The sequence below is a fragment of the Acetobacterium sp. KB-1 genome, from assembly GCF_003260995.1.
Taxonomy (GTDB): Bacteria; Bacillota; Clostridia; order Eubacteriales; family Eubacteriaceae; genus Acetobacterium; species Acetobacterium carbinolicum.
The window spans coordinates 873,210-892,766 of record NZ_CP030040.1 but is presented as its reverse complement, the minus strand read 5'-3'; the positions used below and the strand labels follow the sequence as shown (position 1 = coordinate 892,766).

23 protein-coding genes and 1 pseudogene are annotated in these 19,557 nt (G+C 38.1%); 19 read left to right on the top strand and 5 right to left on the bottom strand.

The window, feature by feature from the left end; genetic code table 11:
• Positions 1–161: 161 nt before the first annotated feature.
• The 3 genes from DOZ58_RS04150 (at position 162) to DOZ58_RS04140 (ending at position 1,624) form a co-directional block, all read left to right on the top strand.
• Positions 162–764 (top strand): putative ABC transporter permease, encoded by a 603-nt coding sequence (locus DOZ58_RS04150; protein ID WP_111887153.1) that lies wholly within the window; start codon positions 162–164, stop codon positions 762–764.
• A gap of 193 nt (positions 765–957) precedes the next feature.
• A complete protein-coding gene (locus DOZ58_RS04145; protein WP_111887152.1) occupies positions 958–1,326 on the top strand; it encodes a phasin family protein in 369 nt (122 codons plus the stop codon).
• Between the two features lie 76 nt (positions 1,327–1,402).
• Entirely contained in the window at positions 1,403–1,624 is a 222-nt protein-coding gene (locus DOZ58_RS04140; protein ID WP_111887151.1) for a hypothetical protein, read from the top strand.
• On the opposite strand, the gene DOZ58_RS18475 is transcribed toward DOZ58_RS04140, so the two are convergent.
• On the bottom strand, positions 1,621–1,818 hold the full coding sequence (locus tag DOZ58_RS18475) for a TetR/AcrR family transcriptional regulator (RefSeq protein ID WP_162624414.1): 198 nt from the start codon (positions 1,816–1,818) through the stop codon (positions 1,621–1,623). The two genes, DOZ58_RS04140 and DOZ58_RS18475, sit on opposite strands and share 4 nt — an antisense overlap.
• 413 nt (positions 1,819–2,231) lie before the next feature.
• On the opposite strand from DOZ58_RS18475, the gene istA reads away from it, so the two are divergent.
• The 5 genes and pseudogenes from istA (at position 2,232) to DOZ58_RS18845 (ending at position 5,549) form a co-directional block, all read left to right on the top strand.
• Positions 2,232–3,770 carry an IS21 family transposase gene (gene istA, locus DOZ58_RS04130; protein ID WP_371414204.1) on the top strand — a complete coding sequence of 513 codons (1,539 nt, stop codon included), beginning with the start codon at positions 2,232–2,234 and terminating at the stop codon, positions 3,768–3,770.
• Complete coding sequence (gene istB / locus DOZ58_RS04125; RefSeq protein WP_111887148.1) at positions 3,748–4,509, top strand: IS21-like element helper ATPase IstB; 762 nt, start codon at positions 3,748–3,750, stop codon at positions 4,507–4,509. The genes istA and istB overlap by 23 nt, the downstream gene beginning before the upstream one ends.
• Before the next feature lie 325 nt (positions 4,510–4,834).
• Positions 4,835–4,918: pseudogene (locus DOZ58_RS18855) on the top strand (hypothetical protein); the annotation flags it as partial.
• A 12-nt stretch (positions 4,919–4,930) separates the two neighbouring features.
• The gene (locus DOZ58_RS18850) at positions 4,931–5,155 is read left to right on the top strand and encodes a hypothetical protein (protein WP_242988604.1); all 225 of its coding nucleotides are present in this window, start codon (positions 4,931–4,933) and stop codon (positions 5,153–5,155) included.
• Positions 5,156–5,171: 16 nt separating this feature from the next.
• Positions 5,172–5,549, top strand: coding sequence for a nitronate monooxygenase (locus DOZ58_RS18845; RefSeq protein ID WP_242988603.1), 378 nt, complete (start codon positions 5,172–5,174; stop codon positions 5,547–5,549).
• 101 nt (positions 5,550–5,650) lie between these two features.
• Here DOZ58_RS18845 and DOZ58_RS04115 read toward each other — a convergent pair whose 3' ends face one another.
• Complete coding sequence (locus DOZ58_RS04115) at positions 5,651–6,346, bottom strand: TetR/AcrR family transcriptional regulator (RefSeq protein WP_162624413.1); 696 nt, start codon at positions 6,344–6,346, stop codon at positions 5,651–5,653.
• 229 nt (positions 6,347–6,575) lie between these two features.
• Between DOZ58_RS04115 and DOZ58_RS04110 the strand changes: the two genes are divergently transcribed.
• From DOZ58_RS04110 to DOZ58_RS04085, 8 genes are all read left to right on the top strand, one after another.
• Entirely contained in the window at positions 6,576–7,742 is a 1,167-nt protein-coding gene (locus DOZ58_RS04110; protein ID WP_242988602.1) for a uroporphyrinogen decarboxylase, read from the top strand.
• An 11-nt stretch (positions 7,743–7,753) separates the two neighbouring features.
• Positions 7,754–7,906: a hypothetical protein gene (locus DOZ58_RS18470; RefSeq protein WP_162624358.1), complete on the top strand. Its 153-nt coding sequence runs from the start codon at positions 7,754–7,756 to the stop codon at positions 7,904–7,906.
• Positions 7,907–7,993: 87 nt separating this feature from the next.
• Entirely contained in the window at positions 7,994–9,163 is a 1,170-nt protein-coding gene (locus DOZ58_RS04105; RefSeq protein ID WP_111887145.1) for an MFS transporter, read from the top strand.
• A gap of 447 nt (positions 9,164–9,610) precedes the next feature.
• Positions 9,611–10,792, top strand: a complete 1,182-nt coding sequence (locus DOZ58_RS04100; RefSeq protein WP_242988601.1) for a uroporphyrinogen decarboxylase family protein — start codon at positions 9,611–9,613, stop codon at positions 10,790–10,792.
• Positions 10,793–10,804: 12 nt separating this feature from the next.
• Positions 10,805–10,957 carry a hypothetical protein gene (locus DOZ58_RS18650; RefSeq protein WP_204355467.1) on the top strand — a complete coding sequence of 51 codons (153 nt, stop codon included), beginning with the start codon at positions 10,805–10,807 and terminating at the stop codon, positions 10,955–10,957.
• Between the two features lie 114 nt (positions 10,958–11,071).
• On the top strand, positions 11,072–11,701 hold the full coding sequence (locus tag DOZ58_RS04095) for a B12-binding domain-containing protein (RefSeq protein WP_111887143.1): 630 nt from the start codon (positions 11,072–11,074) through the stop codon (positions 11,699–11,701).
• Positions 11,702–11,766: 65 nt separating this feature from the next.
• On the top strand, positions 11,767–12,573 hold the full coding sequence (locus DOZ58_RS04090) for a methyltetrahydrofolate cobalamin methyltransferase (protein ID WP_111887142.1): 807 nt from the start codon (positions 11,767–11,769) through the stop codon (positions 12,571–12,573).
• Between the two features lie 164 nt (positions 12,574–12,737).
• Complete coding sequence (locus DOZ58_RS04085) at positions 12,738–13,166, top strand: hypothetical protein (protein ID WP_111887141.1); 429 nt, start codon at positions 12,738–12,740, stop codon at positions 13,164–13,166.
• A 179-nt stretch (positions 13,167–13,345) separates the two neighbouring features.
• On the opposite strand, the gene DOZ58_RS04080 is transcribed toward DOZ58_RS04085, so the two are convergent.
• Entirely contained in the window at positions 13,346–13,753 is a 408-nt protein-coding gene (locus DOZ58_RS04080; RefSeq protein ID WP_256372215.1) for a LysR substrate-binding domain-containing protein, read from the bottom strand.
• A gap of 1,017 nt (positions 13,754–14,770) precedes the next feature.
• Between DOZ58_RS04080 and DOZ58_RS04075 the strand changes: the two genes are divergently transcribed.
• From DOZ58_RS04075 to DOZ58_RS04065, 3 genes are read left to right on the top strand one after another with little or no spacing between them, the layout of a single operon-like run.
• A complete protein-coding gene (locus DOZ58_RS04075; RefSeq protein ID WP_242988600.1) occupies positions 14,771–15,784 on the top strand; it encodes a recombinase family protein in 1,014 nt (337 codons plus the stop codon).
• Position 15,785: 1 nt separating this feature from the next.
• Entirely contained in the window at positions 15,786–16,982 is a 1,197-nt protein-coding gene (locus tag DOZ58_RS04070; protein WP_111887139.1) for a recombinase family protein, read from the top strand.
• Positions 16,915–18,411: a recombinase family protein gene (locus DOZ58_RS04065; protein WP_111887138.1), complete on the top strand. Its 1,497-nt coding sequence runs from the start codon at positions 16,915–16,917 to the stop codon at positions 18,409–18,411. Before DOZ58_RS04070 ends, DOZ58_RS04065 begins: the two co-directional genes overlap by 68 nt.
• On the opposite strand, the gene DOZ58_RS18465 is transcribed toward DOZ58_RS04065, so the two are convergent.
• Together DOZ58_RS18465 and DOZ58_RS04060 are read right to left on the bottom strand one after the other, a co-directional pair.
• Positions 18,391–18,630 (bottom strand): hypothetical protein, encoded by a 240-nt coding sequence (locus DOZ58_RS18465; RefSeq protein ID WP_162624411.1) that lies wholly within the window; start codon positions 18,628–18,630, stop codon positions 18,391–18,393. The two genes, DOZ58_RS04065 and DOZ58_RS18465, sit on opposite strands and share 21 nt — an antisense overlap.
• Positions 18,605–19,540 carry a LysR family transcriptional regulator gene (locus DOZ58_RS04060; protein ID WP_111887137.1) on the bottom strand — a complete coding sequence of 312 codons (936 nt, stop codon included), beginning with the start codon at positions 19,538–19,540 and terminating at the stop codon, positions 18,605–18,607. The genes DOZ58_RS18465 and DOZ58_RS04060 overlap by 26 nt, the downstream gene beginning before the upstream one ends.
• Between the last annotated feature and the right edge of the window lie 17 nt (positions 19,541–19,557).

The window sequence follows — 19,557 nt, the reverse complement described above, 5'->3', positions numbered from 1 at the left end:
CATAGTCAAATTGCGGGCGGGTTAAATTTGACATTATCGAACTCTAAAACTTAATAGAGAGAAGGGCAAAGCAAAGATGAATTCAGTAATGATTTGCTTAATAATCGTCATACTTATGTTATTGCGACTGGAATCAAAATAAATAAGCAAGGTGAAAATAAATGGAGTTTATTGATTTAATATTATACTTTGTAGTGTATTCTTTTATGGGATGGCTGATGGAAACCGCTTTTGCTGGCGTTATTGAGAGAGAATTTGTAAATAGAGGTTTTTTGATTGGTCCATTTTGTCCGATTTATGGATTTGGGGCAGTGCTGATTATCCTTTGTTCTGCATGGTTAAGGGGGTTTTTTGAAAATAATCTAACATTTTTGATTATCAGTATCATCATGGCAATTGTTCTGACGACGTTACTGGAAATGATTGTAGGAGCAATGCTGGAGAAATTAATGAACCGTAAATGGTGGGATTATGGCGATAAGTTGTTAAATTTTCATGGTTATATTTGCTTGCAATATTCATTGCTCTGGGGAGTGTTAGCGTTTCTGACGATTGAGGTAATTCATCCATCAATTTTAATATTAGCTCTAGCTATACCACTAAAGATGAAGATATTGGCAACAATTATTGTTCTCTTATATTTTTTCATCGATACAACAAAATCAGTCATGAGTTTGGTCGACTTGAAAAAGGCTGTTTTAAAGAACTCAAGCATTTGGGATAATAAATATTTTGAAAAGGTTGCGAACTATTTAAATTTGTAGTGAACTAAGGGGAACTGTTTACTATCTATTGCACCTATTGCACAAATTTCAAGAAATTATATGTAAATTGGAGATGTAAAAATTTTAAAAATGACGATAAAATGGGGGTTTATATAAAAATTTCAAAGATCTCAATGAATTAAGATGTACCAATGATGCAGAAGCATTTTGGAATAAAGAAAGGAGAATCAAGATGAAGTCAGATTTAAGTAATGCTTTCAAAAACATTTTTTTAGGAGGTGTTGGTGCGCTTGCCATAACCGCTGAAAAATCAAAAGAATTAGTTGATCAATTGGTAGAAAAGGGGGAAATAACCATAGAGCAGGGAAAAGTATTAAATGAAGAGCTGAAAAGAGAGTTAAGAGAAAAGGTAAACGATGCAGCTTCGGTAATAAAGACAAAAAAATCTGCGGAAACAATTTCAGGATACATTGATCAGATGAGCCCTGAAGAAATTCAATTATTAAGAGATGAACTTGATGCATTAAAAGAACAGAACGTAGAACAAATATTTGAGACACCGTTAGAAGGCGAGGGGTGTGAAGATAAAAGTCCAAACTGATAGGGGAAGAAAGAGTCAGATTGAGATAAGTCTAACAGAATTGCTATAAATTGATTGTCTTGGGATGGAGATAACAATGGAATCTGAAAATGAGAAGCAAAGCTATCGAGTTTTGCAGATTGCAAAGATTTTAAAAAGAAACGATTTTTTGCATGATATGGCACCGCAAAAGCTTCGCATTATATTAGAGGAATTAGGTCCTACTTATATAAAATTAGGACAAATAATGTCGATGCGACCAGATTTAATTCCAAATGATTACTGCGAGGAATTAATTTATTTGCGTTCAGAAGTTTAATCGATATATATGACTTCAAGAAGTTCAACCTTATTCTCATAATGAAAATAAAACGTTGATCGATTGATTAGTGCTTTTTGGCATATTTGACTTACTGTAATATCTTCGAATCGTTTAGTACTTAGCAATTCTAAAAAAGCACTTTTGATTAATTGTTTATTTTTTAATACGCGCAAGTCAGTTTGTTTTTTCATACTAAAATTCTCCCTGCTATGGATGCTTTTTAATGAGATATCCAACATTTTGAATAAAGTTGTTGAATATCCATCAAAATGAAATGTGTTTATTGTAAAATAAAAATGTAGAAAGTTGCAAAGCAAAAATCCATAGTATTGCAAGTTGGAAAATGCACAATATTGCAAAAATCCATTGTAAAATAAAAATGTAGAAAGTTGCAAAGCAAAAATCCATAGTATTGCAAGTTGGAAAATGCACAATATTGCAAAAATCCATTGTAAAATAAAAATGTAGAAAGTTGCAAAGCAAAAATCCATAGTATTGCAAGTTGGAAAATGCACAATATTGCAAAAATCCATTGCGGGCAAAACTCAAGTCAATTATCCTTGTATCTGACCAAAGAACAAGGAGGAAATGGAGAATGCTCACAATGGATCAGATACATGATATCAGAAATCGTTTTTATGAGAAAGGGGAAAATATTTCCCAGATTGCGGAAGCGTTGCACCTGGATTGGCGAACGGTACGCAAATACATTGATCAGACTGATTTTAACAGCCCGCCGCCAAAGCCGGCGTTGGAGAAACAATTCTGTCCCAAACTGGATCCCTACAAGGAGATGATCGATTCCTGGCTGATTGAGGACAAATCAGCCCCACGCAAACAGCGCCATACAGCTAAACGGGTATTTCATCGCCTGCTGGCCGAAATTCCCGGTTTTGACTGCTCCTATCGGACGGTCGCCAGCTATTACGCAGTGAAACACCGGGAAATATTCAAGCAGAATAAACAGGCCTATCTGCCACTGGTACATCAACCCGGAGAAGCGCAGGTTGATTTTGGTACAGCTGAGTTTTATGAAAATGGCCAAAAACTGACTGGAAAATACCTGGAGGTCTCTTTTCCATACAGCAATAAAGGCTATCTGCAGCTGTTCTACGGGGAAAATATGGAATGCCTGCTGGAAGGGCTGGATGCCATATTCCGCCACATTGGCTGTGTGCCAAGGGAACTCTGGTTTGATAACACGAAAGTCATTGTTACCGAGATTATCCGTGGTGGCGGGCGAAAACTGACTGACAAATTCGAACGGTTCCGGGAGCATTACCATTTTAAAGCCGTCTTCATGAATCCCGGGGCCGGCCATGAAAAAGGAAACGTCGAAAACAAGGTCGGCTATCAGCGTCGCAACTTCATGGTACCGGTTCCCCGCTTTCTGTCGCTGTCGGATTATAACCGGCAGTTGCTGACAGAGTGTGAGAAAGATGCCCGGCGGAACCATTATCGCTACGATGAAACCATCGAGGAGCGGTTTCAGGCTGATCTGACGGCCTGCCACAAACTGCCCGGAATTGCGTTTGACCTCACCGGTCATCAAACCCTCAAAGCCGACAACTGGGCCAGGATTTATCTGAACAAACGACAGCATGCTTATTCGGTGGCTCCAAAGTACGCCCAGTGCCCGGTTCATCTGGTTTTAACTTCAGCGCTGGTGATTATTCAAGATGAAAACTTTCGTGAAATTGTTCGCCACCGGCGTCTTTACGGAGATACCAAACAAGAGCAGATGGACTGGCTGCCCTATCTGAAACAATTATCCCTGCGACCCCGAGCCCTGAAATATACTGGGATCTATGAGCTGATGCCGGAAACCATGCAAACCTATCTGGCCACCTGTTCAGGCAGCGAAGTTGGACAGATCCTCAAGGTTCTTTCCGAGTTGACCAGTCGCACCGGTTTTGACAGTGCCGTAAATACCGTTAACCATGCAATTGCTCATCAGGCGCGAGATGCCGATAGTCTGGAGAGTCTTTACCGGCGGTTGTATTCGGATGTACCTGAGCTGCCTGCAATGACCCTTGCTCCGGGCATTCCCAAAATGATCCCGATGCAGCCCAATCTGACGGCCTATGATATCTTGCTTCAGGGAAAGGGGGCTGACGGATATGCTCGACAAAGAAATCTTTGAATGCTGCCGGAAACTGCGTCTGAGTCGCAATCTGGCCGAGTTGGCGCAAACCACCGAAGGCAGCAGTCACCAGGAATATCTGCATCAGTTGCTTAGTGATGAACTCCATTACCGGGAACTCACCCGCACCCAAAAGTTGGTTACCAGCGCCGGTTTCTATGGGATTCACACCTTTGAAGGATATCGCTTTGATGAAATCACCCTGCCTTCGGATCTGACTCCAGAAGGCCTGAAATCCCTGGCCTTTATCCACGAAAAGAAGAATCTGATTCTCTATGGTGGCACCGGAACCGGCAAAACTATGCTATCAACCGCACTCGGCGTTGCCGCCTGTCGACAGGGAATCCCGGTTAAATTCTTTCGAACGGCCGCCCTGGTGAATAAACTGTCGGAAGCCAAAGTAGCCGGTACCCTGACCGCTTTTCTGAAAAAACTGAATAAAGCCGAAGTGATTATTCTGGATGAATATGGTTATGTCCCACTGGACCGAACGGGAGCACAGCTCCTGTTCGAAATCATATCCGATTGTTATGAACGTCGGTCTATCATTCTTAATACCAACCTTGAATTTTCCCGATGGGTCAATGTGCTCTATGATGAACAGATGACGGCTGCCATGCTGGATCGGCTCCTTCATCACTGCCACCTGCTCATGTTTCCGGGACCCAGTAACCGGATGCGGGAATCCAGCATCAATGAATTATATCGCTCAATATCGGACAATCAATTGAAAAAATAATAATTGCCTGCAATGTTTAGATTGCTCATGAAATTGCTTCGCATTTTAGCTTGCAAAACTATGGATTTTCCATAATGCAACATTCTGTATTTTTAACTTGCAACTTTCTGCAAAAAGTACTTGCAAAAAACAATGAAATGCAATGATTTGAAAAAAATCAGTAGTTGTTTAATAATAAATTATAACATAATTGGGAGGAAGTACAATGAATACCAATCGATTTTGTCAGATATTCCATGTAGAAAAACTAATCATTCAGGGATCAATGGCCTGGATCTAAACAACACCGTTAGTAGCAGTAGTATCTAATGCAGGAGGACTTGGAATACTGGGAGTAGGTTTTGCGCCAATAGAATTTATCATTTCTCAGATCCAAGATATCCGAAGATTAACAGATAAGCCATTTGGGATCAATGTTATTATGATTCCAGATATGCTGGAGAGTGTTACAAAAGTGATTAAAGAGGAAAAACCACCTGTTGTATATGCAGATACCCTTGTAGATTTGGCATATGAGCTATCCGCCAAGTACATTGTATTGTGGCATGAAGCCGGAAGTAAAGTGATCGTAAAAGCTTCTACAATTAAAGACGCTGTCACAGCAGAGAAATGGCGGCAGCAATTGCGTTTGGAGCAGAGGCAATGAAATGGGTACTGTGTTCATGATGGCAAAAGAGACTGATATTCACGAAAATGCGAAGAAGGCGATTATTGAATCACAAGATATGGATACAGTTATTACAGGAACATGTACTGGAGAACCTTGTCGTCAGTTGAAAAATAAATTGTCAGATAGGATGTTAAAACTGGAGGCTGAGTATTCTTATCAGGTAGCTGCTGAAAAATTGAAAGAGATTGCAATAAGTTCTTTGCGGGCAGCCGATATTGAGGGGGATATTGAAGAGAACGGTGCCGTAATGGTAGGTCAAGTTACAGCATTAATTAATCAAAAGAAACCCACATTGAATATTATAAATGAAACTTTGGAAGGCTGTAAGGAAAGTATCAAAAGAATGAACGAATTTATTTTTAACAATTAAGATACAGTTTTTCAATTTAGAAAAAGCATCTTCATTCATTAAATTGCAAAGAAGGTGCTTTTTTCTAATAAAAATACCAGAATTTTTAAAAGATGTTTATTTTAAAGGTTTTTAAGTTTCTTCTCTTGAAACAGATAAATTTCGGGTTTTTTAAGATCGGGGTAATTTTTATAAAGAACTGCAGTAATTTCATCTACTTTTTGTCTCAACTGAAGTATCTCTCCATCAGTATAATCCAGGTTTAGAGCCCAGAGAAAAGCGCCAAAGAATATATCAAATAGCTCTTCTTGGGAAAAATCAACATCTTCGACCAATCGTAATATTAAATTTCGTTGGATGCCAAAAACAATGCCAAGGAAAATTGATATATTCATATCCAAACATTTGCCATTTGGTGGCATAATTTCTTTCACAAGTCTTCGGTAATACTCGGTTTGATTATTACCAAATCGAACCGATTCTTCAATTAAATTTTCTTTTGAGATCTCAATAACGAAGCGAATATAGCCGCTTGAATTGATAGAAGGGGTTGAGACAACTTTTGAAAATATCAGCAAAAAGAGTAAAATATCTTTCTTAGGATCTACAAAGTATTTTATATGTGTTGCGATTATTTCAAAACTTTCTTTTAAAACCATCATTGCAATATTTTTTTTGTTTTGAAAATAATAGGTGATCAGACCCTGATTGACACCAGCTTCATTGGCGATTTTTCTGCTACCAACGGCATAACCTTCTTCAATAAACAGTAGTTTAGCTGTTTCATAAATTTTTTGTTTAGTACTTACATTATACATTGAATTCACTCCTCGTATGAAATATTTAAACATACTTTATCATATTTATCAACAATTATCTGTTATTCATGAATAAAATGCCATGATTAATATAATGTTCGACAGATAGGATGAAGCGTAAAATTTCAAAATATAAAAAATAATGATATTTACGAAAAAATAACTTGACAGAAAAATTGAAAAGGCTTACAATTTATTCATGAATAACTTATTCGCGAATAAATTTAAAATGAAAGGAAAAGAGATGGAATTAAATCAAGAAACTTTAAAAAAGAATGAACTTTTCGAAAATTTATTTGATGGGAAAATGCCTGAAAGAGTACCAGTCTTTGTTTCAGGAGATAATGCATTTTGTCTGGAGTATGCAGGTTTTGATTTATTAAAAGAGCAATACAGCATTGAAAAAAATATTGAGGCTATTGATATTACCACGCGTAATTTCAATTCAGATCTCTGTTTTGGATCGCTGATAAGAATACCACATTTGTATAAAATATTGGGAGCCAAAAATTTTGTACCTGGTACTGATGGATTTATTCAGCATCCAGAAATTAATGCTTTAAATGAAGATGAGTATGATGAATTTATTAAGGACCCATACAAAACGTTATGGGATAAGGTCTTACCAAGGCTTTACACTGAACTGGGAAAAGGCGGCTTTGCGGCACAGAAAGCTACAACAAAAGCGTTTTTTGCATTTTACGCTACCATGGGTCAAATGGGGACTGCTTCTGCTGAAATTGCTAATAAATACGGAAAAACAATCTATACCATGGCTTCCACTGCTTGCGCAGTCCCATATGATTCTTTAGCTGATCAACTTCGCTCTTTCACCGGGATAAGTAAAGATATCAGAAGAATTCCTGAAAAAGTAGAAGCGGCATGTGAAGCATTGTTGCCACTTTCAATCAAGGCTGGCATTATTCCAAACTCAAACCGCTACAATCGCACGTTTATCCCGTTACACATGGGACCTTATATGCGTGAAAAAGATTTTTTGCGTTTTTACTGGCCAACTTTTAAAGCGTTTGTTGAGGCCCTGGATGCTGCCGGGGTAGGCGTCAATATTTTCGTTGAGCAAGATTGGATGCGGTATCTGGATTATCTTAATGAATTACCTAAAGGGTGCTTCTTTTTATTTGAATATGGTGATCCTAAAATTATAAAAGAAAAAGTCGGCAAAAAGCATATTATCAGTGGCCTTTATCCGCTTGGGATACTTAAAACAGAGAGTGAGCAGAGATGCATTGATAAAGCAAAAGAATTAATTGATGTTTTAGCTCCTGACGGAAATTACATGTTTAGTTTGGATAAAAGTTTACTTCGCTTGAAAGATGTCAATGTCAATAATTTAAAAGCAGTTTTAAACTTTGTACAGGAATATGGTAAATATTAGGAGGAAAGAAAATGAATATGGAATTTGATTCGGAATATTATGATTCTTTTTTAGAAGCAATGGAAAAATATGAAATTCCTGAAGGGGCTTTCCCGTTTGCCGGGGAAGGGCTACAAGGCGTGGAAGAAATGTTCTTCGGGTTTACAATGTTTCTGATCAGCTAATAATGTCGAAAAATTAAAGAATGAGAAATTAAGGAGGGTGTCTTGGAAAAAACTGACATCCTCACTTAATTTTTGTAGGAGAAAATTTTGAAAAAGAGAAAAATTAAAGTTGCGATTCTGTCAATATCGTCATTATTGATGATATCAATGACCGCTTCAGCGATTCTGGCCGATATTCAGGCCTATTTTGTAGGTGTGGATCCGTCGCTGATTTCAATGGTTTTGACCATACCGGCCTTGATGGGACTTGTTTTTGCCTTTGCATCCGGCCCGTTATCACTACGGTTGCCTAAAAAAAATCTGGTTATTTTTGGGCTGGTTTGTGGATTGATCGGAGGCATGGTTGCCCTGCTTTTCGGTTCAACCAGCATCTATGTGTTGCTCGGCTGCAGTTTATTGCTGGGGGTTGCCCAAGGGATGAATGCGACTATGTCGATGGCACTGATTGCTGAGTATTTTGTAGCTGAGGAAAGCGGAGCCATGATGGGGTTGCAGTCGGCCTTTGTTAATGGGGGAAGCATGGTGCTGCTCTTTACCTCTGGGATGCTGGCCGGTATCCAGTGGCAGATGTCTTATCTGGTTTATCTTGTTTTCATCCCGGCAATTGTGATCGTTATGAAAAACCTGCCAATGGATCACCCAAAGGTACATGATGAAGAAAAACAAACGGAAAAAAGCGCTAAACTCAATGTCAGGGTTTATTTTACCGCAGTGATTATGTTTTTATTTGGGGCTTTCCTGTTTGTTTTCCAGACTAATATTGCTTTGTATATTTTTAGTAATGGCTTTGGTGATGCCTCAACCGCCGGAATCATCAATACCACAATGTCGGCAGCTGGGATGCTCACCGGTATTTTGTTTGGTCGAATGCAAAGTATTCTCAAAAAACTGATTATTCCGGTATCATTATTGGTGGGTGGTTTGGGGATGCTGCTCATTTTCGTAATTGGCTCGCTGCCAGCACTGTTTATCGGTGCCATGTGCTGCGGTTTCTGTATGGCAACCATTAACCCGGCGGGGACCTTTCTAGCAGCCAATGCCGTCCATTCTTCCATCAGTTCATTGGCTATTGCCATTGTTACCGCATCGGCAAGTGTTGGGATTTTTGTCTCGCCAATTCTTTCAAACGCCGTGGCGAATGCCTGCGGGGGAGATATAACCATCAAATTTTTAATGGCAGCGATCGGACTGCTTGGAACTGCCTTATTAGCCTGGGTTGGTAATGTGATAATAGATAAAAACCAAAGTGGAGTCTGATTTAGATAACCGCTGGTTTCGGAAAAGTTCGGTTTTTTAGTATACCCGGCATGGAGCGATCTAACAATCGATGTCGAATCAGCTATATTGGTTAATGGACCATGAAACTGATTCAGTGGATGCGGGGTAAACCTATACCATGATGATCAGCATACAACCATTATTTTTATCCAATACATCAGTCTTTGTAAAGTCGATCCTGGTGTAAAATCAACGCTAACAGTTAAATTACGCGCAGTTCTTTTTTATTGATGTTTTAGGACAAATTGAGCTGGGAAAGTCGAGCTATTAAGCAACAAAACAAATGACGAAAAAACAGTCAAACTCAAAAGTATACTTGGGTTTGACTGTTTTTTAAGTATAACTTAAGCGATATTATTCGCGAATAAAATAACGCTTGACAAAGCGATAGAAACGGTTTACAATTTATTCACGAATAACTTATTCATGAATAAGTTGAAATTGAAAGGAAATAAAATGGAATTAAGTCAAGAAACCCAAAAAAAGAATCAGTTGTTTGAGAATTTATATGATGGAAAAATGCCGGAAAGGGTTCCAGTGTTCGTTAATGCAGACAATGCTTTTTGCTTGGAATATGCCGGATTTGGTCTTTTAAGTGAACAATATAGCATGGAAAAAAATATTGAAGCGTTTAACAAAGCAACAGAGGATTTTAATTCAGATGTTTGTTTTGGCGCAATGATAAGAATTCCGCATCTTTACAAAATACTCGGTGCAAGAAATTTTGTGCCTGGTTCAGATGGTTTTATTCAGCATCCAGAGATTGAAACCCTTAGAGAAGATGAATATGATGAATTTATTGCTGATCCTTATAAAACCATTTGGGAAAAAGTTATGCCTAGATTGTATTCAGAAATCGAAAAAGGTGGGTTTGTCAGTCATAAAGCAGTCACAAAAGCTTTTTTCACTTTCTATGCGACGATGAGTCAAATGGGGAGTGCCTGTGCTGAGATTTCAAATAAGCATGGTAAGTCTACCTATACTACGGCAAGTACATCATGCGCAGTTCCTTATGACATGTTGTCAGACCATTTGCGTTCGTTCAGTGAGTGTAGCAAGGATATTAGAAGACGACCTGAAAAAGTGATGGCAGCTTGTGAGGCGATTCTGCCAATGGCGGTTAAAGCTAGTATTTTGCCTAACTCAAATCGATATAACCGTACCTTCAATCCGCTGCACATGGGCCCTTACATGCGAGAAAAAGATTTTCAACGATTTTACTGGCCAACATTCAAAGCTTATGTGGAGGCTTTAGATGAAGCTGGTGTGGGTGTCAATATTTTTATGGAACAAGATTGGACACGCTATCTGGATTATCTGAATGAGTTACCTAAAGGATGTCTGATGTTTTTTGAATATGGTGATCCGAAGGTAATTAAAGAAAAGGTCGGGAAACGACATATCATCAGTGGTCTTTACCCAATGAGCATCCTTAAAACTGAAACCGAACAGGTGTGCATTGACAAAGCGAAAGAAATAATGGACATTCTGGCACCGGGGGGGAATTATATGTTCGGCTTTGACAAAGGAATACTTCGTCTCAAGGATGTCAATGTCAATAATTTAAAAGCTGTTTTAAATTTTGCCCAGGAATATGGGAAATATTAGGAGGATATTGAAATGAATAATGAATTCAATTCAGAATATTATGATTCGTTTATTGAAGCAATGCAGAAATATGAGATTCCAGAAAGTGCTTTTCCATTTACAGGTGAAACATTTCAAGGTATTGAAGAAATGTTCTTTGGATTTACCATGTTTTTAATCAGTTAACTCAGTAAGAAAGAGTATAGGCGATTAAGTAGATCGACGCAATGACTTATGAACGAGTTAGGTTAAAACCAGTGAATGTCATAAAACTGATTTTATTTAAGAAAGGATATAAAAATGTTAGATTTAAAACTATTAACACAGTCTTTGGGAGATTTGGAAGAAGACCAGGTAATGGACCAATTAAAAGAATTTGCAAAGACTAATCCGAGTGAAGCAGAAGCACTCGAAGCGGTTGCAGCATGTCAGGGAGGGATGTCAATTGTTGGGGAACTTTTTGAAAATGGAGATTATTTTGTTGGTGATTTGATTTTTGCCGGTGAATTATTGACTGAAGCCATTAATGTTTTAAAACCAGCTCTTGGCGGTGGTGCTTCTACTGTGATTGGAACCATTTTATTGGGAACTGTACACGGAGATTTACATGATATTGGAAAAAATATCTTCAGAAGCATGGCAGAAGCAGCGGGTTTTGAAGTTATTGATATCGGGATTGATGTTGAAGTTGAAGTTTTCGTTCAAAAAGCAAAAGAAATTAAACCACAGATTATTGGAATGAGTGGTGTTTTGACTTTGGCTATCGATTCCATGAAAGACACAGTGGATGCTCTTAAAGAAGCGGGAGTAGATGCCAAAATTATTATTGGTGGAAATCCGGTGACAAAAGAAGCGTGCGCTTTCGTTGGCGCAGATCGTTTCACAACAAATGCTGCGGAAGGTGTCAAAATTTGCCAGGAATGGTTATAAATAAGACAAGCGTTTTGCATTATTAAATCTGAGTACCATCGAATATTAAAGGAGACCAAGCGAATATGATTATTATTGGAGAAAAAATAAATGGAACAATACCGGTTGTAAAGGAAGCGATTGAAAAAAGAGATGCTACATTTATAGCTGATCGGGCGATTAAACAAACTGAAGCAGGTGCTCATTTCATTGACATATGTGCCAGTACAGCGCCAGAATATGAAATTGAGACCTTAAAATGGCTTATCGAAGTGGTTCAGGACGCTACCGATACTCCCCTATGTATCGACAGCCCTAATCCTCGCGTCATTGAATCGGTATTTAAATATGCTAACAAACCGGGTATGCTTAATTCTATTTCTGAAGAAGGCGACAAATGTGAAATTTTGCTTCCACTTATGGAAGGCAATTCTTGGGAAGTAGTCGGTTTAACCTGTGACAATAATGGGATACCATGTGACGTTCAGACAAAAGTTGATATCACAAAAATCATGGTTGAAAAAGCTGCAAAATACGGCGTTACTCCGGATCGAATCCATATTGATCCATGTGTAATGGCCTTATCAACAGAAAATAACTCCCTGCTGAATTTTGCGCAGGAAATCCGAGAGATTAAAGAACTATATCCAACGATTCACGTCACAGGCGCCATTAGCAATATTTCTTTCGGTCTACCTGTGCGGTCATTGCTCAATAAAACATGTATGGCATTTGCTATTCAAGCAGGCATGGATTCTGCAGTAATGGATCCGCTGAACCGGGATATGATGGGAACAATATACGCAACTTATGCTCTTTTAGGACAGGATAAGCATTGTAGAAAGTACAGTAAAGCATTTCGAGCAGGTCAAATCGGTACGCTGACAAAGTAATGATAAATAACCTTTTTTATTTGGTGGATTATGAACTTATGCTGTACTGAATTAATGCAAGTTAGATAGAGTTTAAAAATAGTCAATCTTAAGCTTCAAACTTGGGATTGACTATTTTTGTTTGAGTTAAAGTCATGCAAATGTATAGTGAAAAGGAAGAAAAAATGAAAAACAAGCAGAGTGTTTTTATAAAAATTCTACTATTAATTGGGGTACCAGTTGTAGTAGTATTTCTTTTAATGGCAGAAACAGGTATCAATTTATTAAAAAAAATCAATTTAAGTTCAGCCCAGTTCACCACGATTCAAAATAGTATAATATTGGTTTTTGTTATCGGCCTGATTATTGTTTTAGCAATTATCATGATCATTGCTAAAAGAATTTCTATTAGAGTAACCAGAATTGAAAATATTACAAATTACATTGCATCTAGAGATGTAAAGCTCATATTAAATGAACAGATCAAAAATTCTAATGATCAATTGAATGGTATCATAATTGCATTGGTAAATATCGCAAAAATAATGCAAAAACGAACGATTGAGGTAGAAAAAATTGCGCTATGGGATGATTTTTCGTTGTATAGAAATTGAAATCAAAAAAATTATTTTCCGAAAAAAATATCAGTTAATTCTGGGAATGATCATACTGTTGCCAATAGTCTATCTAATCATTTACAACATTCCTGGAAGTGGGATTTTTTTTACAATGGGTAATCTTCCATATACAGTGCTTAGTGTTTCCGCTTATCTGTTGATTCCTATGTTAGGTTTTATGATTGCATCGGATTTTTTTGCAGGAGAAGAGGAACGGGGTGAGCTCTTCTTCTCGAATAAGTCATCGAACGAAATGCCGCCCTTACCCCGAGAACAATTAATTTTGATTTATTCAGGTCTTTATATGTTAGATACGGTTTTTCAGCTAGGGGGTGTTTTTTTAACATCCTCAAATATATTTTTTCTTTGCAAAGTAATTTGTATTTGATCCCTTTGGGTAAATCACTGCAATTTTTATCTATAGAAAACGTAAGACAAATATCACTTTTCATATGGACCACTTCAGAAATGGCCTCTCCTGGCAGTTTGGGATAATATTCTATCTTGATGTTTGGATGATTCTTCTTAAATGATGAAGTGATTTTAGGTAAGTATTTATCTATCACCAGATACGAAGCGGAAATCCTTAAAGTTTCATATAAACCACTTTTTAAATCGTCAATTTGTGTTTAAGTGTATTATAATAACTAACAATCTGCTCAAAAGATTTAACCGAAAATTGTTCTGCTGTCGTTAATTCTACAAAATGTGTGGTTCTCAGTAATAGCTCTAGTCCCAGCTCCTCTTCTAGAGAAGCAACATGAGACATTTTTAGAGTCAAGGGATCATTCCTTTGGGTACTGTTTATAACGAACACGTAAATTATTTTCTATCTTCTATAGGAATGCAAACAATAATTAAACCCAAAGTTGAACCTAAAAAACAAGAAGCGAGAAGAATAGATTATGCAAAAATTAATCCGGGTAATAAGCAAGACATTGTCTAGATAAAATTCGCAAAAAATGGATATATTGTGTAATAGGAACGGGAGGCGAAATATATTTTACAGAAAAAGTAAAAAAAGAAACAAGCGCAGGACTTATAAATCAAAGTTTAGGTCTATAATGGGATGAAAGTATTGTTTTGGTTTTTCCGTTGATAAATATTCGAGAAGGATTATATAGATCAGACATTGAAAGCGGTATAGGAAATTATTTAATTTCAAAAGGAGTCCCTATACTCGATTTTTATTCACATAATCATTAAACTCAAATCCTTCTACAGTTGTTATATTTTCCCACTATAATATGCTAATTAAGAATTACATTTTTGAGCAATTAATTGTCTCTGAAAATGAGAAATAGTTCAGCGTATAAATACCTCATATTATAAAAGACCGATGTACTGATTTCATTGATGAAGGTTTTAATTAATTACAAAAGTTTTCAGATAGGAGCTGACTAATCATACTTTTTAGCGTAATAATACAATTTAGCGTAATGCCATTTACGCTAAATTGTATTATTTTTTGCGTCCTTAGACAAGACGAAAGTCGCTCAATTTCAGAAAATGTGACGTGGGGGAAACGAAAAAGTTTTTCTGACGGAAATATTTCCCTACCTTACAAGAGCTTCTTAGGATATGTAAAAGGGGAGAATGGATTGCCGCAGATAGTTGAAGATGAAGCAATGACAATTCGACTTATTTATAAGCTCTTTCTGGAAGGTCACACGCCATCATCCATTGCCAAACAGTTGATGTCATTAAACATTTTAAGCCCAACGAAAAGACAAAAATGGCCGGTGTCAACGGTGATCAGCATTCTTAAAAACGAAAAATACAAGGGCGATGCAATACTGCAAAAACGCTACACGACGGACTTCTTGACTAAAAAAACAAAAACAAATGAAGGGGAAGTTCCTCAATATTATGTTGAAAACAGTCACCCAGCCATCATTCCACCAGAAACCTTTGGCCTGGTGCAGGAAGAGTTTGCGAGAAGAAAATCAAAAGGCGGATATACAGCTTGTCAAAGTTGTTTCTCCAGCCGGATTATTTGCGGCGATTGTGGTAGTGCCTATGGTAGCAAAGTCTGGCATGCGGGCAGCAAATATCAGCATACTGTCTGGCAGTGTAATAACAAGTTTAAGGAAAAAGACAAATGCAGCACACCGCACTTATATGATGAAACCATTAAAAAAATATTCGTGGAAGTCATGAATCACCTTATTAAAAATAAAGCAGAGATTTTTGAGAATTACCGCCTTATGATTGAGAAGCTAACAGATTGTCAGAATTTAGAGGAAGAACTGAAGAAAGTCGATGAGGAATGCAGCTCCATTGAAATGATGGTTGATGCCTTTGTCAGTGAAAACACCCGGGTAGCGATGGACCAGGAGGAATACCAGCGCCGGTACAACACCTATGCTGAGAGCTATGATAAACTTCGCAATCGCCATATGGCCTTAACCGAAGAAATCAGAAAACGGGAGGCCCAGAAGAATCAGATTCATGACTTTCTGGGTATTCTTGAAAAACGCGACCAGCTACTCACAGAGTTTGATGAAACCCTCTGGCGTCGGACTATTTTAGAGATGGTTGTTCTCTCCAAGGATGAAGTCAACTTTCGGTTTAAAGATGGAGCGGAGATAAAATGGCCAATGAAAGGAATATGAGATGGCTGAAAATCGAGAAATCAAAACGATCACTAAAAGAAAGGGGATTTCACATCATCAACTCAAACGGGTCTGTGCCTATATTCGGGTATCAACTGGTCACGATCTGCAACTAAATTCACTGGAGAACCAGGAACAGTATTTTAAGCGTCTAATCACGTCACATCCGGATTATGAGTTTTGTGGCATCTATTCAGATGCTGGGGTATCCGGTGTTAAGAATGATCGCCCTGCTTTTAATGCCATGATGGAGGCGGTAAGAAATCAGGGAATTGATTTAATCATTACAAAAAGCATTTCTCGATTTGCCAGAAATACCATGTTTTTACTTGAAACAATCCGGGAATTAAAACAGTTAAACGTTGGTGTGATTTTTGAAGAAAACCATATTAATACCCTTAATGCTGAAGGGGAGTTAATGTTAACAGTTCTTGGGTCTCTTGCTGAAGCAGAACGAAAATCAGTAAGCCAGAACATCAAATGGTCCATTCAAAAGAACTACCAGGCAGGAAAGACGTTACACAGTCCGGACCGTGTCTTTGGCTACACGACCGATAAGAATCGGAATCCTGTGATAAAGCCCAACGAAGCTGATATTGTCAGATTAATTTTTAAGCGCTATCTGTCGGGAATCTCTGGTTATCAGATTGCAAAAGATTTTAATGAAGAAAAAGTACCGATTGAATTTAAAAGGGTTTGGACCTCGGAAAGAATCCTTCGGGTGATTTCGAATGAAAAGTATATGGGGGATTGCCTTCTTCAAAAATCGTTTGTTGATGAGAAAGGAAACCTGAAAAGGAATAAAGGACAAAAAAATAAATATTATGTGCGTGATTGTTTCCCGCCTATTATCGATCAGGTAGACTGGTTAAAAGCTCAGGAATTAAGAAAAACTCGTTCAAAAAAGACCTACCCATTTACAGGTAGGTTCATTTGCCCATACTGTCACCAGACCCTGATTCGCGTCACGGGTTATGAGAAACAAATCTTTTGGATTTGTAAAACCTATTTGCAACAAGGAAAATCGGTTTGTAAGGGCGTTCGGATAAAGGAAAAGATTCTAAAAGAATTGATGGAAGACCAAAATTTATTAAGTACTGAAATACAGATAATTGTAGAGGAGCAGTGTTATGGAAAAAACCATCACACAAAAACTAAGAAAGATTTTTCGCTTAGACCCGTCAACAAAGAGCAATGAAGAAGTTGAGGCTTGTGCAGATGAGACTAAAAAGAAGCTTCAAGTCGCCGCCTATTGTCGGGTTTCCAGCGGAAGCAATGAGCAGGCATCCAGTTATGCAGCCCAGGTTGATTACTATAATCGATTGCTGCAGGAAAATGAGGATTATATTTTTTCAGGGATTTATGCGGATGAAGGAATATCGGGTACCAGCCTTAAAAAAAGAGAAGCCTTCAACCAAATGATGGCCGATGCCAGGGAGCACAAGTTCGAGATGATCATCACAAAATCGGTTTCCCGGTTTGGACGAAATACCCTGGATTGCCTTAACTGCATTCGGGAACTTAGTGAACTGGGGATTGATGTATATTTAGAAAAAGAAAACATCCATACCAACAAAAGCGAGGGGGAGGTGCTACTCACCCTGATTTTAGCGGTTGCTCAAAATGAAAGCCAGACACAATCGGACAATGTGAAATGGGGGATTCATAAGCAGTATGAGCGGGGCAACATCAAAAGTATTCCCAGTGGAAAGTTTCTGGGTTACGATAAAGATGATGAAGGCAATCTGGTAATAAATCAAGAGCAGGCGGTCATTGTCCGGCGCATTTATCAGGAATTTCTGGACGGCTATGGTGGGTATCAAATCGCAAAACGACTGACAGATGAAAAAGTACCAATGGCTTATGGTGGAAAAGGCTGGTGTCCAAGCCATATTAAAAAAGTATTGATCAATGAGAAATATAAAGGGGACACGCAGTTTCAAAAAACCTACAATACCTGCTGTTTGACCAAGAAACGAGCCAAGAATCAGGGCGAATTACCGAAGCCATATGTTGAAGATACCCATCCAGCGATTATTGAAAAACCAATCTGGGACCTGGTCCAGCTTGAATTTATGCGGCAAGAACAATACTGTAAAGATCATCACATCACAAATGGTCGATATCACAATCAAAGTGATCGCTTTCCTTTTGCCGGCAGAATCATCTGTGGAACCTGCGGCAGCACCTTTATGCAGTTGACTGATAATGAAGGTAAGAAATACTGGCGCTGCAAAACCTTTCAAGGTAAAAAGGGAACGCTGATTGAGGGGAAGTTGTATACTCCGCCTCCGAGAACGCTATGGGCTAAAAATCCCAGTAAAAGTTATAGAAGAAAACTTCCTGGGCCAAGAGAAATGTATTGTACAGATATCAAAGTAAAAGTTGAATTTACCGAAACACTATTCATAAACGCCTGGAATCACCTGGTAGATCATCCGGAAGAAATCAAACCAAGCGGGGATGCTTTGAAAGATTATTGGGCAGGGGAGATGAAACGCTTGTTAGCAGAGTATGGCAAGATTGATGAAATCAGGCCGGAACTGGTTAGGCAAACATTAGATCACATCTGTATCGATGAAAATGGTGATGTAGATGTGACTTTTTTATGTGGGAGAAGGGTTTGAAAAAATGATGGCTGCTACCGGTAGCCGTTGGGATGTACAGGTTGGATTCTGATTGTCACGGTAGTGAGGCCGCTTTTCTAGTGATGATTGAGCGGGAAGTGCACCGGAATACTGAGGAATCATCTTACTGGCAGTGATTAATGCTGCCAATATCAAAGATTTTGATATTTCTCTACCGGGGAGATTGGGATATTCAATTAACATCTTTGTATTGCTCATTTTCTACAACCGCCTTAATAAAATCATTGACAATTGGCCGTTCTGTTTGATTTTTCCACACAATAATCAAACTGCTCTCGGTATTATCCAGTTCAAAGTGTTTCAATTCCGGGCTATTGCCATCATAAAGAAATCGATTACCTAATACGATTCCAGATTGAGAACGGATTAATGTACTCATCATCGATCGTGCGTTTGGGGCAGAAGAATTGATTTTAGGTTCGAACCCTTGGGCATTACATAGTCTAACTAACAGATCGATGTAATTTTGATGGCCCAGCGGAGACATGACGATAAATTCTTCATTCTTTAAATCAATTATCTCTAACTTATCTTTCGCAGCCAGCGGATTGTTGATATGCATAATAATCGTAAGCTTCGGACTTTCGGCAATGATCTTCCAATTAACATCTAAATTTTTTAATGAGGGAATTTCATAATCAACAGTAATCGCAACATCTAATTCATCGGTCAAAAGATTCGAGATCAGTTCTCCGATGGGCTTTTCAACAAATGAAATATTTAACTCGGGATGCATTACTTGAAAATCTTTGATTGCAGGCAGATAATCTTTATCAGTCCGCATGGAATCAGGCTCACCAATGATTAAACTGGATTGTCGCTTATAGTAAGCAGAATAAGCTTTATCAATTGATGACTGAATGTTGCGGATTGCATGCTTCCACTCAGCGTATAGAATTCGGCTGGCTTCGGTCAGTTCAAGTCGATTTTTTTTTCTTTCAAATAGAGGAAAGCCAAGTGTTGTTTCCATTGAAGTAATTGATTTGCTGACAGCGGACTGGGTGGTATTTAGCATTTGTGAAGCAGTGGTAAAACTTTTGCATTCACAGACAACCAGAAAAAGCTGGATCTGATAAAGTCTGAAATCCAGAAAATCAACTCGCGACATGGGCTTCCTCCAATTTT